The organism is Meiothermus sp. QL-1 (assembly GCF_003351145.1).
In the GTDB taxonomy this organism is placed as follows: Bacteria; Deinococcota; Deinococci; order Deinococcales; family Thermaceae; genus Meiothermus.
Genome location: NZ_QQSV01000003.1, coordinates 82573 through 98418, shown reverse-complemented (window position 1 = coordinate 98418; position 15846 = coordinate 82573). Strand labels below are relative to the sequence as shown.

13 protein-coding genes are annotated in these 15846 nt (G+C 68.8%); 6 read left to right on the top strand and 7 right to left on the bottom strand.

The features are described from left to right. Window positions 1-106 precede the first annotated feature (106 nt). The 3 genes from DV704_RS05235 to DV704_RS05225 all read right to left on the bottom strand — a co-directional run bounded on the left by DV704_RS05235 (window position 107) and on the right by DV704_RS05225 (window position 4545). A complete protein-coding gene (locus DV704_RS05235; RefSeq protein WP_114798517.1) occupies window positions 107-2584 on the bottom strand; it encodes a hypothetical protein in 2478 nt (825 codons plus the stop codon). 196 nt (window positions 2585-2780) lie between these two features. Further along, window positions 2781-4166, bottom strand: a complete 1386-nt coding sequence (locus DV704_RS05230; protein ID WP_158539605.1) for a two-component regulator propeller domain-containing protein — start codon at window positions 4164-4166, stop codon at window positions 2781-2783. 169 nt (window positions 4167-4335) lie between these two features. Continuing rightward, a complete protein-coding gene (locus DV704_RS05225; protein WP_114798515.1) occupies window positions 4336-4545 on the bottom strand; it encodes a hypothetical protein in 210 nt (69 codons plus the stop codon). A gap of 98 nt (window positions 4546-4643) precedes the next feature. Here DV704_RS05225 and DV704_RS05220 point away from each other — a divergent pair, with 98 nt between their 5' ends. From DV704_RS05220 to DV704_RS05200, 5 genes are read left to right on the top strand one after another with little or no spacing between them, the layout of a single operon-like run. Continuing rightward, window positions 4644-6224, top strand: a complete 1581-nt coding sequence (locus DV704_RS05220; protein WP_114798514.1) for an AMP-binding protein — start codon at window positions 4644-4646, stop codon at window positions 6222-6224. A gap of 10 nt (window positions 6225-6234) precedes the next feature. After that, entirely contained in the window at window positions 6235-6969 is a 735-nt protein-coding gene (locus tag DV704_RS05215; protein WP_114798513.1) for a metallophosphoesterase, read from the top strand. A gap of 2 nt (window positions 6970-6971) precedes the next feature. Next, on the top strand, window positions 6972-7853 hold the full coding sequence (locus DV704_RS05210) for a DNA polymerase III subunit delta' (protein WP_114798512.1): 882 nt from the start codon (window positions 6972-6974) through the stop codon (window positions 7851-7853). Window positions 7854-7894: 41 nt separating this feature from the next. Continuing rightward, window positions 7895-8674, top strand: a complete 780-nt coding sequence (locus DV704_RS05205) for a regulatory iron-sulfur-containing complex subunit RicT (protein WP_114798664.1) — start codon at window positions 7895-7897, stop codon at window positions 8672-8674. Further along, complete coding sequence (locus DV704_RS05200) at window positions 8674-9267, top strand: hypothetical protein (RefSeq protein WP_114798511.1); 594 nt, start codon at window positions 8674-8676, stop codon at window positions 9265-9267. The genes DV704_RS05205 and DV704_RS05200 overlap by 1 nt, the downstream gene beginning before the upstream one ends. Here the strand turns inward: DV704_RS05200 and hflX are convergent. After that, entirely contained in the window at window positions 9252-10922 is a 1671-nt protein-coding gene (gene hflX / locus DV704_RS05195; protein ID WP_114798510.1) for a GTPase HflX, read from the bottom strand. The genes DV704_RS05200 and hflX overlap by 16 nt on opposite strands. Before the next feature lie 151 nt (window positions 10923-11073). On the opposite strand from hflX, the gene DV704_RS05190 reads away from it, so the two are divergent. Further along, window positions 11074-11598, top strand: a complete 525-nt coding sequence (locus tag DV704_RS05190; protein ID WP_114798509.1) for a YdcF family protein — start codon at window positions 11074-11076, stop codon at window positions 11596-11598. Here DV704_RS05190 and pgm read toward each other — a convergent pair. The 3 genes from pgm to DV704_RS05175 are packed head-to-tail and all read right to left on the bottom strand — an operon-like array spanning window position 11595 to window position 15783. After that, window positions 11595-13238: a phosphoglucomutase (alpha-D-glucose-1,6-bisphosphate-dependent) gene (gene pgm, locus DV704_RS05185; RefSeq protein WP_114798508.1), complete on the bottom strand. Its 1644-nt coding sequence runs from the start codon at window positions 13236-13238 to the stop codon at window positions 11595-11597. The genes DV704_RS05190 and pgm overlap by 4 nt on opposite strands. A gap of 14 nt (window positions 13239-13252) precedes the next feature. Further along, the gene (lhgO, locus tag DV704_RS05180; RefSeq protein WP_114798507.1) at window positions 13253-14473 is read right to left on the bottom strand and encodes an L-2-hydroxyglutarate oxidase; all 1221 of its coding nucleotides are present in this window, start codon (window positions 14471-14473) and stop codon (window positions 13253-13255) included. 59 nt (window positions 14474-14532) lie between these two features. Further along, window positions 14533-15783 carry an esterase-like activity of phytase family protein gene (locus tag DV704_RS05175; protein WP_114798506.1) on the bottom strand — a complete coding sequence of 417 codons (1251 nt, stop codon included), beginning with the start codon at window positions 15781-15783 and terminating at the stop codon, window positions 14533-14535. Window positions 15784-15846: the final 63 nt, after the last annotated feature.

Genomic DNA, 15846 nt, shown 5'->3' with positions numbered 1-15846 from the left:
GTCCTCTGTAAACCGCCTGAAACCCTCCTCACCCTCCCCACCGTCTCTGTAACGCCTAAGCATAACGAAACCCCCCGCCCGGGCGGGGGGTCTGGCTTGAAAAAAGCTACTGGGTGGGCCGCACGTACATGGGGGCGTTCACAGGTGGGACGTTGAAGGCCACACCGGTAAAGCCCAGCTGCAAGGTGCCGGAGGAGAAGCTGCGCACCGGGCTCACACCACGAGGAGTGCTGCTCGGCGTTCCCCCAAGGGGCAGCACGTAGAGCCGACCCTGGCGGTCAGTAACCACCCCCGCTGGCGCGCACACGGCCACCTCGCCTGCGCCGAGGCTGAACCCACAGGGTGAGGAGGTGTCGCTGCTGTCGGCAAGCACGTTGTTGTTGGTCGCCACCCAAAGCCGCCCCTGTTTGTCGAAGGCAATGTGGAAGGGCTGCTGCAGGCCCCGGTCGAGACCCGCCCCAGCCTGCACAGTGATGCGGTCGGCGATGGTGGCAGTGACCAGGCCGCTAGTAGGCCCAAGCCCGCTGATATCGATTTGGATTAGGGTCTCGGTCTCCTCGTTGGCGTCCAACACTCTCTCTTGTGCCACGACCAGGGTAGAATCAACCGGGCAGGATGGCCGGGTGTCTCCAGGGCCTGAGGGAGGCACGCACCTGGACAGGGTGGTGCTGCCACCGTAGTCGGCCACCCAAAGCGAGTTGCCGTCCGGCGAAAGGGCCAGCCCGGCGGGCTTGATGATGGGGCTGCCCGGCCCAGCAGCGTTGCTGATGTCAAGCTGGATGTCCGGCACAGGCGCGCTGCGGCCCCCGCTGCAGGTGAGCAGGTTGGCCGACAGGCGCGAGAGGCGGGCCCGGCGGGTCGGGTCAGCTGCTACAAAATCGTTGGAAGTGAACCACAGGTTGCCCTGCCGGTCGAAAGCCAGGCCACGCACGAACTGGTAGACCCCAGGAGGCCCACCTGCACCGCCGAACCGCTGGTCGGCGGTGGTGATGGTGGAGCCCTGACCGGTAAGCTGGGCGCGGGAAATGCAGGCAATGGCGCTGCCGTTGTCGTTGGCGATCCACAGGTTGCCCTGGGCGTCGAAGGCCAAGTCGGTGGGCTCGACCTCCCCGTTGCCGCCCTCGCTCGCGGAAATGGAGAAGGCGCTGCCTGCGATCACCTTGTTGCCCGGTGCGGTATCGCTAAGCTGCCCCGCCCGCAGGTTGGCCTCGCTCACCCGCACGATGCGGGCTCCTCCGGGCGAGTTGGACTGGTAGACCAGGTACGCGTTGCCATCCTGGTCAAAGGCCACCTTGAAGATGCCCTCTGGAGTGGTCCCCGAGGGGGGGATGAAGGGCGCCAGGCTCGAAGCCCCGTCGGCGAGCTTGAGGGCCGCGTTGATCCCCGTGCCTCCCAGCACCCCTTTGCCCGCCACAAAGATGTGGCCGGTCTCGCCCCTGGCGGTCAGGGCTACGCTGGCGCTGCTGCTGGGGGCCGAGGGGGAGAGAACTGCCGAGGCGGGGTTCTCTGTGAAGTAGAAGCTATCCACATCTACCCCGTTCACCAAGGCGGTCGCAGAGATGTCGTAGCTCCCGAAGCGCGGCACCGATACGCTGCCCGTTCGGTCGGTGCCCGTCAGGGTCACGGGCCCGACGCTGCCCGGCCCGCTAAAGGTGACGACGATGTTGGCATCGGCGCTGGCCGCAGGCCCCGTCACGTTGACGGTTATGGTGGGCTTGCTGTAGTTGAGGATAGCGCTGTCAGAGGCCCCCGAGGCGATGGTCAGGGTGGTCTTGGAGAGCGCAAAGGCGTAGTCCTGGGGCCCGTTGTTGGTGATTTCGGTGGCGCTGATGGTGTAGGTGCCCGGGGCCAGGTTGGAGAAGCTCACCGTGCCGTTGTCGGTGAAGGTCTGGCTCACCGGGCTGCTGGGGCCGCCGCCGAGGGTGATGGTCACCGGGTTGGGCAGCGGGCCATCCAAGCCCTGCACGGTGATGGTGGCGCTGCCGGGGTTCAGGGTGTAGGTGGCGTTGACGGTCGCGGTGCCCCCTGCGCTGACCGTTACCGTGGAGCCATTGGCCGCGGTGGCGTAGGTGGAGCCGTTCTGGGTGCGGGGCGGGGCTTCCACGGTGTAGTTCCCGGGGGGCACATCCTCCAGGGTGGTGTTGGCGTTGATGGGGGTGCTGTTCAGGTTGGTGCCGTCCGACCGCTTGATGTTGATCCCAGCCTGCAGGCCGCTGGGCAGCCCGCTGATGGTGACGGTAATCTTACCGGTCACGGCCTGGTAGTTCACGGTGTGGCTGGCGGTGGCCCCGGCCTGCACCTGCACGGTGGCGCCGTTGCCCTCGTAGCCGATGCCGTTCACCAGCCGGCGGGTTACCGCGATGGTGTAGTTGCCGGGGTCCAGGTTGGTGAGGTTGGTTTCGCCGGTGGTGGTGATGGTGCGGCTGAAGTTGCCGGGCCCCGTGACCTGCACCTGGGGGGTGACCCCGCTGGGCGCGTTCACGGTAATCCGCAGGCTGCCCTTCTGGGGTGCCTGCGGGCCGCAGGCCGCCAGCACCAGGGCCAACAGCCCTACCAAGAAAAGCCAAAAGGTGGGTCTTTTCATCTGCCTTTCACCTCCTGCCTACGCAGGGTAGGCGATAGGGCGTAATCCCGGCGTTATAGCCCCACCTGCCGATGCCTACGGAGCGGGTAGCGCGGCCATAACCCACCCGAAGCGCTCCAAACGGCAAGGCTACTTTTCGATAACGGCTAAAGTAACAAAACCCCCGCCGCACGGCGGGGGTGGGGTGGGGGCAGGCCTAGGGCAGCCTGTAGATGCGCCCGGGGCTGGGGGCCGGGGCCCCAGCGGTGCCCACCCAGAGGTTGCCGCCTGCATCCACCGCCAGGCTGGTAATCTGGCCCTGCAGGCCGTTGATGGTGATGGGCACCAGGTTGCTGGGGATGCTGGTGGCATTGGTAGAGAGCCTGAGGATGTTGTTGAGGCTGGCCCCGTCCGACTGGGCCACGTAGAGGTCGCCGCCGTGGATGGCGAGGTCGACGGGGCTGGTCAGAGGGGCGCCCCGCAGCTCCGTCACCCCCGATGCACCCAGGGCCAGCTCTTCGTTGGCCGGGTTCCCGCTGGGGCCAAGGTTGGGGCAGCTTAGGGCACCGGCAGCAATCCGCACCAGCCGGGCCGTGCTTCCGCTGCCCCCGGCCAGCCAGAGGTTGCCCTGGGCGTCGAAGGCCAGGGCGCGGGCGCCCTCTATGGCGCTGCCGTAGTAGATGCGGCCCGGGGTGCCCAGGTTGCCTGGGCTCGGGATGGCCGCTGCCTGGTCGGCGGCCGAGTAGCAGGCCAGCCGGCCAGGGGCGTTGGGGATGCCGTCGGCGCTGGAGCGGGCGGTGCTCTCGGGGTCGAGCACCCAGAGGTTGCCCTGGGCGTCCAGGGCCATATCGGAGGGCTTGTAGAGGTTGTAGTCCTGGACGGGGGGGCTGCCAAAGCTGAAGGCCCCGTTGGGGATGACCAGCTCCACCGGCGAGAAGGCGTTGGCCGTCGCCGTGGCCGGGTCGTAGCGGCGGATGTAGACCGAGGAGGCAGGGGGTAGGTCGTCCCGCTTTAGCTCGTAGAGGGCACCGCTGGCGCTGAAGGCCAGGCGGTAAAGGCCAGCCTCGGTGGCCACCTGGGCCGCCGGCACTGCCCCTCCTGCCCCCCCAAGGTCGGCCGGGGTCAGGTAGAGCCGGCCGCTAGGGTCGGTTTTGCCGGCGGCGTTGCCGCTGGCATAGAGCCGGCCGCCAGGCTGGAAGGCCAGGCTGCCGATGCCCAGGCTGGCGGTGAAGGTCTTGGCGGGGTCCACCCCGCCCGAAGGGGTCTGCTCGGCGTAGGCCACCCCCACCTGGGTGGTCTGGCTGGCCGCCACGCTGACCGTGGTACCGGGGGAGACGGTGGCGGTGTAGGTCCTGCCTGCGGCCACCACATCCCGGGCGGTGATGGTGTACTGGCCCGGGGTTACGCTCAGCGCGGGGCTGGTGCTCTGGGTCAGCGCACGGCTGAACCCGTTGGGGCCGGTAACCTGGACATCGGCATCCACGCCGCTGGGCAGACCGGTGATCGTGATCAGGAGCTGCCCTTGGGCCTGGGTGCCGCCGCCGGAACAAGCTACGAAAAAAAGCGCCCAGAAAGCGAAGAGGAAAAACCAGTACAGCCTCATGCCACTCCCTTCCCAGGCCATTCTAGCCAAGCAGGGCTGGTCCGGCGGTGCACGAGACCGTTAAACCCGGGGGTAAAGCCAGGGTTATCACCCCCGAGGCGAATTCACGCCCAGGCTCCGGACAAACAAAAAGACCCCGGCGCGGTGCCAGGGCTTGGGGCCTAGGGGCCTAGAAACTCAGCGTTACCTGGCCCAGCTTGCCCAGGATGAGGATGGAGGCCACCGTGGCCGCGGTCAGGATGATGAGGACGAGGGCCAGCCCGATGTACTTCAGGTCGGCGAACTCGCTTTCTGCCTCCACGGCCCGCGGGCGCAGGGCCAGGTACAAAAGCCAGGTAACCAGGATGGAGCCGATGGTGAAAAGGATGGCGAACAGCACTTTTTCCTCCTAAGTACCCCCCGCCAGTACCGGCAGGACCACTCTGCTCAAGCATAGCAAAGCCTACTTGTGCAGGGGTAGAGGTAGACTGAGGGTGGATGGAAAACCTGCGCCTAAGCCCAGCCCCAAGGGCGGTGCTGGCCCACCGGTTCCGCTTCGAGGTGCCGACGCTGTTCAACCTGGCCCAGGCCACGGTGGGGCGCTGGGCCCGGCTGCGCCCCCACCGCGCGGCCCTGGTGGAGCCCCAGACCGGGCGCAGCGCCAGCTTCGCCGAGCTCGAGGAGCTCTCCAACCGGCTGGCCCACTGGCTGGTGCACCAGGGGCTAAGGCCGGGCGACCGGGTGGGGCTTTGGATGGGGCCCTCGCTCGAGCTGGCCCTGGCCCACCTGGCGGTCTACAAGGCCGGGGGCATCGCCCTGCCGCTTTCGCTGCTGTTCGGCCAGGACGCCCTCACCTACCGCCTGGAGCACGCCCAGGCCCGCTTCCTGATTGCCGAGCGGGCCGCCCTGGAAGCCCTGGCCCCCCCGCTGCCGGAAGGCCTCGGGGTCTTCTTCCAGGATGGGCTCCTGGAGGCCCTCCGGGCGGGCAGCCCCCACTTCACCCCCCACCCCACCCGGGCCGAGGACCCCGCTCTGCTCATCTACACCTCCGGCACCACCGGCAAGCCCAAGGGGGTCCTCCTGCCCCACCGCACCCTTCTGGGCCACTGGCCGGGCTTCCAGCTTTTCTGCAACTTTCCCGGCGAGGAGGCAATCTTCTGGTCGCCGGCGGACTGGGCCTGGATTGGGGGGCTTATGAACGTGCTCTTCTGCGCCTGGGCCGGCGGCTACACCGTGGTGGCCTACCGGCCCCGGCAGTTCGACCCCGAGGAGGCCCTCCACCTGATGCGCACCCAGGGGGTGAGCCACACCTTCCTCTTTCCCACCGCCCTCAAGCTGCTGCGCCAGCTCGGCGCGGTAAGGAACCCGCCCCGCCTTTCGAGCATCCACTCTGGGGGCGAACCTTTGGGCGCGGAGCTGCTCGAGTGGGTCCGGGCCAACTTCGGCCTCCCGGTCAACGAGTTCTACGGCCAGACCGAGGCCAACCTGCTGGTGGGCAACGCCTGCACCGTAGACCCTATCCGGCCGGGCTCCATGGGCCTGCCCTACCCCGGCCACCGGGTGGAGGTGATCGACGAGACGGGCCGGCCCCTGCCCCCCGGGGAGCTGGGGGAGATTGCCCTTGCCATGCCCGACCCGGTGGCCTTCCTGGGCTACTGGCGCAACCTCGAGGCCACCCAGCAGAAGTTCCTGGGGCCCTACCTGCGCACCGGCGACCTGGGCTACAAGGACGCGGAGGGGTATCTGTGGTTCCAGGCCCGGGCCGACGACCTGATCAAAACCGCCGGCTACCGCCTGAGCCCCTTCGAGGTGGAGGAGGCCCTGCTCCACCACCCGGCGGTGGCCCTGGCGGCGGTGGTGGGGGCCCCCGACCCCGAGCGGGGCCAGCGCGTGGTGGCCTACGTCAAGCTGCGGGCAGGATGGGCGGGCAGCCCCGAGCTCACCGCCGCGCTGCAAGAGGAGGTGCGGCGCCGGGTGGGGCACCACGCCTACCCCCGGGAAGTGCACTACGTGGACGAGCTGCCCCTTACCTCCACCGGCAAAATCCAGCGCTTCAAACTCAGGGACCTGGGCGTATGATTGGGGTGTTGTGCGCTATCTAGTGGTCTCTGACCTGCACGGGAACTGGCCCGCCCTGGAGGCGGTCCTGAGGGAGGCCCGCGACTACGATGCGGTGCTCTTTTTAGGCGACGCGGTGGGCTACTACCCCGACGCCAACCGGGTGCTGGACTGGCTGCGCTCGGTGAACGCCCGGGGGGTGATGGGCAACCACGACCTCTGGCTTTTGGAGATCGGCTCCATGCAGATCGACGGGCCGGTGCTGGAGATTCTGGCCTGGCAGGCCGAGCGCCTTAGCCCCGAGAACCGGGCCTACCTCAAGGGCCTGCCCTGGACGCTGGAGGTGGAAGGGGCCCTGCTGGTGCACGGCAGCCCCCTGGACCCCCTGGCCTACCTGGAGGAGCTCGAGCAGGCCCGCGAGGTCTTCGCCCGCACAAGCCACCGCCTCATCTTCCACGGCCACACCCACCTGGCGGGCAGCTATTTGGCCCTGGAGAAGCCCGGGCAGGAACGGCTGGTGCGCTACCAGAACTACGCCCGTGGGGGCGAGCTCATCGTGGCGCCAAAAGCCCGGGCCATCATCAACCCGGGCTCCATCGGCCAGCCGCGCGATGGGGTGGTGGGGGCGGCCTACGCCATCTGGGATGTGCAGGAGGACACCATCGAGTTTCACCGGACCAGGTACGACCTAGAGCAGGTGCTGGCCCGGCTGCACCACGAGCAGTTCCCCATGTGGCTCTACGAGCGGCTGGTGCTGGGCAAGTAGCCATGCAGGTCCTGGGCCACGCCTCCATCCTGGCCTTCCTGCCCCGGGCCAGGGCCCAGACCCTCCTTTTCACCGGGCCCGAAGGGGTGGGCCGGCGCACGGTGGCCCGCTGGTATGCCCTGGGGCTCAACTGCCCCCAAGGCTTTCCCCCCTGCGGCCAGTGCCCCTCCTGCCGCCTGGAGCCCCACCCCGACTACCTCGAGATAGCCCCCCAGGCCGAGACCAAGGCCGGGCGCAGGGCCCGGCTGCCCCAGATTCGGCTGGAGCAGATTGCCCCCCGCGAGGACGGCGAGGCCCCCAGCCTGCTGGACTGGCTCGCCACCCACCCCCGCTACCGGGCCAAGGTGGCGGTGGTGGACGGCGCCCATCTCCTCAACGAGGCGGCGGCCAACGCCCTTTTGAAGGTGCTGGAGGAGCCTCCGGCCTTTGCCCGCCTCATCCTGATTGCCCCCAGCCGCGAGGACGTGCTGCCCACCCTGGCCAGCCGCAGCCTCGAGGTGGCCTTCGCCCCCCTGCCCGAAGAGCTGATGCGGACCCTGACCCAGGACCCCGAGGTGCTGGCCTTCGCCCAGGGCTCGGTGGGCCGGGCCCGGTGGGCCCTGGAGCACCCCGCTTTGTTCCACCGGCTCGTGGCCCGCACCGAGGCGGTGCTGGAGGCCATGCGCAAGGGCCCAGCCTCCACCTTGGAGGCGCTGGGGCTTCTTTTAGAACACGAGGAGGCCCTTCCCTACCTGGCCCGCCGCCTGCGGGAGCGCCTTGGCCTCGAGGCCTACCGGGAGGCCCTGGAAGCCATCCAGAAGGCCCGGGAGGCCCTCGAGGCCTACGTGAACGAGGAGCTGGTGCAGGCCTGGCTGGCCTTGAGGCTGGCGCGCCGGCTACCGTAGGCTAAGCACAGGCCAGAGGCTGGCCCTATGGAGGAATGCCCATGGAATGCGTTGGCGTGCGGTTCACGCACGGCCCCAAGCTGCACAACTACCGCTTCAGCGGCGAGCCCCCGCCCCGGGATAGCTGGGTGGTGGTAAGGACCCTGAGGGGGCTCGAGCTGGCCAAGGTGCGCACCGAACCCCGCCCGGGCCAGGCCGTGGGCGAGGTGGTGCGGCAGGCCACGCGGGAAGACCTGGAGAAGTACGCCCGGCTCAAGGAGCGGGGGGAGGAGATCTGCTGGTGGCTCAGGGCCCGGCTGCGGCGGGCAGGGGTGCGGGCTAAGGTGCTGGGCTGCGACTTCACCCTGGACGGCAACCACATCACGGTGCACTACGCCGCGGAGGAGCGGATCGACCTCAAGCGCTGGATAGGCGACCTGAGCCGGCTGGCCGGGGCCCGGGTGGAGTTCTTAGCCCAGGGCCCGCGCGACCAGACCGCCTACCTGGGCACCCTGGGGGCCTGCGGGATGGAGTCGTGCTGCTCGAGCTGGCTCCAGGAGTTTGCCCAGGTCTCCATCAAGATGGCCCGCGACCAGCAGCTTCCGCTCTCTCCGGAGAAAATCTCGGGGCCCTGCGGGCGCCTGCTCTGCTGCTTGCAGTACGAACACCCCCACTACCAGGAGCTGCTGGCCGACCTACCGCGCAAGAACGCCCGGGTCTGCAGCGCCCAGGGGGTCTGCGGCAAGGTGAGCAAGCTCAACCCCCTGGCCGGCACGGTGGAAATTCTCACCGAGGAGGGAAGCCTGGTCACGCTGCACAAAAGCGAGCTGCAGAGCGGCTGATGCTGCCCCTTGGCCCGGTGCTCGCCCAAAGCCTGCGCCTCCTATTGCAACGGCCGCTGGGGGTTCTGGCGCTGCTCGGCCAGGCCCTGCTGGTGAGCCTGGCCAGCCTGGGCCTCCTCACCGGACCCATGCAGGTGGGAATCTACCGCGTCCTGCTGGGCTACATTCGGGAGGGGGTGTGGCGGCCCGAGGCGCTGTGGGGGGGCTTCTCTCCCCAGGCCTTGGTGGGCGGGGTGGTGTTCGCGGCCAGCAGCCTGGCGGCCTTCGCGGTGGGTGGGCCCCTGCTCGAGCCCCACCCCCTCCCCGGGCTGCTGGGGCAAGGGGTGCTCCAGCTGCTTTGGTTCTACACCTTCCAGCTCATGGCCGACCGGGCCCTCCCCTGGCCCACCGCCCTGCGGCAGGGCTGGCGCATGCTGGGCCAGGGGGGCCTGGGGCGGCACCTGCTGCTGGCGGGGGCGCTCGAGGCGCTGGCCTTCCTATCCACCCTTCTCCCCTGGCCGCCCCTGCAGCTCGCCGCCTACCTCCTCCTGCTGGGATGGGCCACGGTGGTCAAAGCGGTGGCCTACGCCGCGCTGGGCTACTCCACGGCGTAAGCCGCTGCCGGCGGGCAGGCCCAGGCGGCCGGCCGCACCCCCATGGCCCGCAGGCGCCCGGCTATGGCCTGCTTGAGCTCCTCCAACCCCTGGCCCTTCAGGGCCGAGACCGGCAGGCCCCCCAGGCGTTCTTTGAGGAACTCCAGGTCGAACCCCCCCGCCGCATCGGCCTTGGAGAGGACCAGAATCCGGGGGGCCTCCACCCCCAGCTCGGCCAGCAGGGCCTCCACCACCTGGTAGCGCTCCAAAGCCCCCTCCTGCGAGGCGTCCAGCACGTGCAAAAGCACGTCGGCATCGCGCAGTTCCTCCAGGGTGGAGCGGAAAGCCTCCAGCAGGTCCTCGGGCATACGGCGGATGAAGCCCACCGTATCGGTGTAGAGCACCTCGCCCAGCCCTGGCAGGAAGCCCCGGCGGGTTAGGGGGCGCAGGGTGGCGAAGAGCTTGTTCTCGCCCTGGTCGCCCTTCCTGGCCAGCGCGTGCATCAGGGTGGTCTTGCCGGCGTTGGTGTAGCCCACCACCCCCACGATGGGCACCCCCGCCCTATCGCGCTGGCGGCGGGCCTCCTGCCGGCGCAAAGAGATTTCCTTCAGCTTGCGGGACAGCTCAGCGATGCGGTCCTGCAGGCGGCGCCGGTCCAGCTCGAGCTTGGTCTCCCCCGGCCCCCGGGTGCCGATTCCACCCCCCAGCCGCGACAGGGCCCGCCCCTGCCCCACCAGCCGGGGCAGCAGGTACTTGAGCTGGGCCAGCTCCACCTGCACCTTGGCCTCCGGGGTGCGGGCGTGCTGGGCGAAGATATCCAGGATGAGCTGGGTGCGGTCGAGCACCTTGAGGCCGGTCACCGCCTCCAGCTCGCGGGCCTGGGCAGGGCTCAGCTCGATGCCAAAGATAAGGGTGCCGGCGTTCTGGTGGTAGGCCTGGGAGACCAGCTCGTCCACCTTCCCCCGGCCCACCGCATACCGGGGGTCGAGGCTGGGCCGGTAGACCAGCTCCTTGTGGGCCACCACCGCCCCCGCGGTGCGGGCCAGCTCCACCAGCTCGGCCAGGTCCATCTCGGCCTGCACCCCCTCGCCCCGGTCGATACCCACCAGCACCGCCCGCTCCCCTGCCCCATCACGTAAGTCCAGAATCCGGGCCTGGCGCGAAAGCTCCTCCTCCAAGGCCGCTACCGCCGCCCCCAGGTCCCAGTCCAGGTACTCGTGGTAGGGCCTGGAGGGCAGGATTTGCCAGTCCTCCTCGATGGCCTTGGGCGGCGAGAGCAGGGCCAGGTGCAGCGGGCCCGGCTGGCCCTGGACCACATCCAGCGCAGCGATGACGTCCAGCCGATGCAGGAAGAGCACCGAAAGGTCGGGGCGCGAGAGCCCCCCCGCCCCCAGGTGGGTGTGGAGCAGACGGTAGCCCGAAAGGCGGGTCTCCACCAAGGCCGACTCGGGCACCGGCAGCTCCCGCGCATCCCCCACCGCCACCCGCAGCACCCGCCCCCCCCGGTCCAGGAGCAGGGCGATGGGCTTGCCCAGCTCGGCCGAAAGGGCTGCCAGGGTGCGGGCCAGCTCGGCGGTCAGGAGACGGTTGGGGGGTACGCGGCGGTTGTACAGGTTGACCAGGCGCTTTTTCTCGCTGGGTTTGAGACCGTTGGTGCGTCCGAAGATTCTCTCCACGAATCACCCAAGCTGAAGCGAAAAGCCCGCTCCCCCTCCTGCCAGCATGGGGTAAAGCGGGCCCTTGACGCTCAACCTGAGTCCAGTATAGCACGAACGGGCCCCTATGCGCACGGCGCTGAATATAGGAGAATTGCCGGGGAGGGTCGGGATGCGCTGGGTGTTGCTTGCTGTGACCGTAGGGGTGGTCTTGGGGCTGGCCCCCCAGGCCGCCTCGAGCCCCCAAAAGGCCGACTGGATCGTGGTGCTGGGGGCTGCCCAGTACAACGGGGCGCCTTCGGCCATCCTGCGCAACCGGCTCGAGGCCGCCCTCAGGCTCTACCGCCAGGGCTACGCCCCCCGCATCGCCGTAACCGGGGGAAGCCGCCCCGGCGACCGCTACAGCGAGGGGGAGGTGGGCTGCCGCTACCTGGAGGCCCGGGGGGTGCCCCGCTCGGCCCTCTACTGCGAGCAAAAAAGCCGCCGCACCTGGGAGAACCTGGCCAACATCGCCCCGGTGGTGGGCCAGTCCCGCCTCATCCTGGTCACCGACGAGCCCCACCTACCCCGGGCGCTCATCCTGGCCGAGCACCTGGGCCTCAGGGCCACCGGCTACGCGGTCCAGGGCGAGTTCAAGGCCGCATACCGCCAGCGCGAAGCCTGGCTGGCCCTTTTGGCCCGGCTGGGCATCTACTAGACCCCAGCCGCGCGGAAGACCGCTGCCACCAGCTCCCTAGCCTCCGCCACCACCCGCTCGAGGTGCGCTGGGCCTAGGAAGCTCTCGGCGTAAATCTTGTAGACGTCCTCGGTCCCGGAGGGCCGGGCAGCAAACCAGGCGTTCTCGGTGACCACCTTAAGACCCCCTATGGGCTCGCCGTTGCCCGGGGCGCGGGTAAGCTTGGCCAAAATAGGCTCCCCTGCCAGCTCGGTGGCCGCCACCATCTCGGGCGAAAGCCCGGCCAGCACCCGCTTCTGCGCCGGGGTGGCCTCGGCATCAATGCGGGTGTAGGCCGAAACGCCAAACCGCTCCTCCAGCTCCTTGTAGCGCTGGCTGGGCGACTTCCCGGTTTTGGCCAGCATCTCCGCCGCCAGAAGCCCCAGGATGATGCCGTCCTTATCGGTGCTCCAGGCCGTGCCGTCCATGCGCAAAAAGGAGGCCCCAGCGCTCTCCTCGCCGCCAAAGCCTATCCTCCCGCCCAAAAGCCCCTCCACGAAGTACTTAAAGCCCACCGGCACCTCGAAAAGGGGCCGGCCCAACGCCCTGGCCACCCGGTCGATCAGGCTGCTGCTCACCAGGGTCTTGCCCACCCCCAGTCCCGGCCGCCAGCCCGGGCGGTGCTGGTAGAGGTAGTCCACAGCGACCGCCAGGTAGTGGTTGGGGTTCATCAGCCCTTCGGGGGTCACAATGCCGTGCCGGTCGGCGTCGGGGTCGTTGCCCACCGCCACCTCGAAACCATCCCTCAGGGCCAGAAGCGAGGCCATGGCGTAGGGGGAGGAGCAGTCCATGCGGATCTTGCCATCCTTATCCAGGCTCATGAAGGCGAAGCTGGGGTCGAGGCGCTCGTTCACCACCTTCAGGTCCAGGGCGTAGTGCTCGGCGATGCGCTGCCAGACCTCCAGGGAAGAACCCCCCAAGGGGTCCACCCCCATCCGCACCCCCGAGGCCCGGATGGCCTCCATATCCACCACCTGGCCGAGCTGGGCCACATAGGGGGCCACGAAGTCGAAGGCCTGCACCGCCTGCAGGGCCTTCCTGAGCGGCCAGCGCTTGACCTCGCCCAGCCCCCCGGCCAGGATGCGGTTCGCCCGCTCCTGAATGGCCTGGGTGACCGCGGTCTCGGCCGGCCCCCCGTGGGAGGGGTTGTACTTGAAGCCGCCGTCCTGGGGGGGGTTGTGGCTGGGGGTGATCACGATGCCGTCGGCCAGGCCCTCGGTACGGCCCCGGTTGTACTCCAGGATGGCGTGGGAGACCAGCGGGGTGGGGGTGTAGCCCCGCGCTGGGTGCACCCGCAGCTCCACCCCGTTGGCCGCCAGCACCTCCACCGCGCTTACCCAGGCCGGCTCGGAGAGGGCGTGGGTGTCCATGCCCAAAAAGAGGGGCCCGGTGATGCCCCGGCTTCGACGGTACTCGGCCACCGCCTGGGCGATGGCCAGGATGTGGGCCTCGTTGAAGGTGGCCGAGAACGAGCTCCCCCGGTGCCCGCTGGTGCCAAAGGCCACCTGTTGCAAGGGGTCGGTCGGGTCGGGCTGCAGAACATAGTAGCTGCTTATCAGGCGGGGGATGTTGACGAGCAAACTCTGGGGAGCGGGTTTACCAGCCAGCGGATGCAAGGACATAACGGCTCCTATACCTAAGAAGCGGCCAGCTCCTTGCCGCGGTGCAGCTCCTGAATCCGGTCCACCACATACTCGGCAAAGGGCATGGCCGCGGTCCAGGCCGGGGAGATGGCGTTGAGCACGTGAAGCCCTTCGGCATTGCCCTCCAGGGTGAAGTCCATGACCAGCTTCTTCGCCTGGTGGTCGAAAAGCTGGGCCCGGATGCCCGGGCGGCCCCAGGTGCGGAAGTTTTCGGGCCGCACCCCCTCCAGCAGGGCCGAGGCCTGGGCCACCAGGTAGGCCCGGGAGTATTTCTTTATCTCCTCCAGCGCCAGGCTGCGGAAGTTGAAGTCGTTGCGGAGGAAGAGGATGGCCTCATCCCGCAGGATGGATAGGGCCTCTTTGGGGTCGAAACCCTGGAAACCCTGGTAGTTCTCGCGCCAGAAGGCCGGGATGGCGGTGGGGCCAATCTTGACCTGGCCGTCCACCGTGACCGTGAAGTGCACCCCCAAGAAGGTATTGCGCAGATCGGGCACCGGGTAGATGTTGGTGCGGAGGGAACCTGGGGGCTCGCTGCCGTAGAGGTAGAGCCCCTTGAAGGGCAGGATGCGGTAGCGGAGGCCCAGGCCGAAGTCGTGGGCCACCCTGTCGGCGTGAAGGCCTGCCGCGTTGACCACGAAGCCCGCACTGTAAACCTCCTGCGGGGTGATGATATCGGTGCCCCGCCGCCCCTGGTAGGGGCTGCCCAAACGAATTTCAATCCCCTGGGCCTGGCACTCCGCTGCGACGGCCGCCATGCACTCCTTGGGGTCTACGGTGGCGGTGTTGGGCGACCACAGGGCCAGCCCAGTGGTTTTGACCCTGGGCTCGATTCTCCTGGCCTCCTCGAGGGAAATCAGATAGGTCTCGACCCCGTTCAGATCGCCCCGGCGCTTGAGCTCGCGCAGCCCCTCCACTTCCTGTTCGTTTTTGGCCACCACCAGCTTGCCGCAGCGGTTGATCCTGAGGCCCCGCGCCTCCAAGAACGCTTTCCAGCGGGCGTTGCCCTCGCGGGTAAAGCGGGCCTTGAGCGAGTCGGCGGTGTAGTAAAACCCAGCGTGCAGCACCCCCGAGTTGCGCCCCGAGCCGTGCTGGGCCAGCTCTTTTTCCTTTTCCAGCACCACCACGCGGGCGCTCGGGTCGCGTTTTTTCAGCTCCAGGGCAATCGTAAGGCCCACGATGCCCGCCCCAATCACCAGGTAGTCGCAGGTCTTCATCCGCTCCATTCTACGAAAGCGCCGGGGGTCAGAGCCCCCGGCTAGCACAGCAACACAATCTAGCGGGTCTGGCCCACCCCAGGGGCCAGGCGCAGCGGAGTGGGCAGGCGCAGCCAGATGAACTCGTTGGCGTCCTTCACCTCCGCCCCGCGCCCGCCGGTGGCGGGGTAGTTGTTGTCGTTGGTCACCAGGAGGGTGGTGGGGTCGAGCACCAGCACGGCCTCGATGGTGAGGTAGGGGAAGCGGAAGACCCCGCCCTGGGTGCTGGGGGCCAGGCCCCTGGGGTCGGCGATGTTCAGCAGGTCCACCACCAGCTCCTTGGCGAAGACCCCGTTGGCATCGCGGCGGGTGAGGTCGATTTTGTAGATGCGCTTCACCCGGGCCTCGGCCCCCTGGCGGTTATCCCGCTCGATCACCAGGTACTCGTTCTCGTTGACCACCGCAATCTCCCCGATGGCGTGGGCCGGGTCGTCGAGCAAATAGCGGCCCACCAGGCCCACCCAGCGCTTGGCCTGGGGGTCGAACTCCATCAGGCGCAGGGTGCCCGGCGGGTCGCCCACCACGGTGCCCTCGAGCAGGGCGTAGATCTTGTTGCGGGCTGGGTTGGTGGTCATGCCCTCGAAGCCGCGGGAGGTGGCCAGGTTGGCCGGGCTGGGCTGGCCGGGGGCCACCGGGTTCAAAAGCAGGGCGGGGTTCTGGGGCGCCCGCACGAAGTCCCTGCTGGGGTCCTTGCCCGCGCCGAAGTCCGGGGTGGCGAAGGGGGGGTCCAGCAGCACCCCGTTGGCGTCGAAGTGCAGCAGGTAGGGGCCGAACTCGTCGCCCACCCACAGGGTGCCGTCGGCGGCGAAGACGAACGACTCGGGGTCGAAGTCGTAGCCGGTGAGGAGCCGGTCGGGGGTGTTCTCGTTCAGGATGGGAAAGGGCACCAGCCGGTTGGGGTCGCGGAGCTGGATGAAGCGCTCCACCCGCACCGTGCCCGGCCCACCCTGGGCGGTGCGGGGCTGGGGGGTAACCAGGTAGAGCCTGAGGAGGTAGTCGGGGCTGTTGGCCTTGGAGCCGAAGCCGTTGTCCGAGAGCACCCAGTAGCTCCCCGGCTGGGGGCCAAACTGGATGGCGCTGAAGCCCTGGACCGGCTGGCCGCTGAAGGGGGCCCGAGCCGCGCGGAAGCCCGGCGTCTCGCGGTAGGCCCCGCTGGCCGGCCCCTCGGCAAAGGTGTCGGCAGGAAGCACCGCGTAGCCCACCAGCTCCACCCGGGGAGCCTGGGCCAGGCCCAGCGAAAGCGCCAGAAACGCCCAAAGAGGGTTTCTCATACGCACCTCCAGCGTCATTCTTGGAAGGAACGGTCAGACCGGCTCAATCCCGGCTTTGAACCC

Coding starts and splice junctions, on each gene's coding strand:
- DV704_RS05235 (WP_114798517.1), bottom strand. CDS start 2,584: ATGAAAAGACCCACCTTTTGGCTTTTCTTGGTAGGGCTGTTGGCCCTG.
- DV704_RS05230 (WP_158539605.1), bottom strand. CDS start 4,166: ATGAGGCTGTACTGGTTTTTCCTCTTCGCTTTCTGGGCGCTTTTTTTC.
- DV704_RS05220 (WP_114798514.1), top strand. CDS start 4,644: ATGGAAAACCTGCGCCTAAGCCCAGCCCCAAGGGCGGTGCTGGCCCAC.
- DV704_RS05210 (WP_114798512.1), top strand. CDS start 6,972: ATGCAGGTCCTGGGCCACGCCTCCATCCTGGCCTTCCTGCCCCGGGCC.
- DV704_RS05205 (WP_114798664.1), top strand. CDS start 7,895: ATGGAATGCGTTGGCGTGCGGTTCACGCACGGCCCCAAGCTGCACAAC.
- DV704_RS05200 (WP_114798511.1), top strand. CDS start 8,674: ATGCTGCCCCTTGGCCCGGTGCTCGCCCAAAGCCTGCGCCTCCTATTG.
- DV704_RS05190 (WP_114798509.1), top strand. CDS start 11,074: ATGCGCTGGGTGTTGCTTGCTGTGACCGTAGGGGTGGTCTTGGGGCTG.
- pgm (WP_114798508.1), bottom strand. CDS start 13,238: ATGTCCTTGCATCCGCTGGCTGGTAAACCCGCTCCCCAGAGTTTGCTC.
- lhgO (WP_114798507.1), bottom strand. CDS start 14,473: ATGAAGACCTGCGACTACCTGGTGATTGGGGCGGGCATCGTGGGCCTT.
- DV704_RS05175 (WP_114798506.1), bottom strand. CDS start 15,783: ATGAGAAACCCTCTTTGGGCGTTTCTGGCGCTTTCGCTGGGCCTGGCC.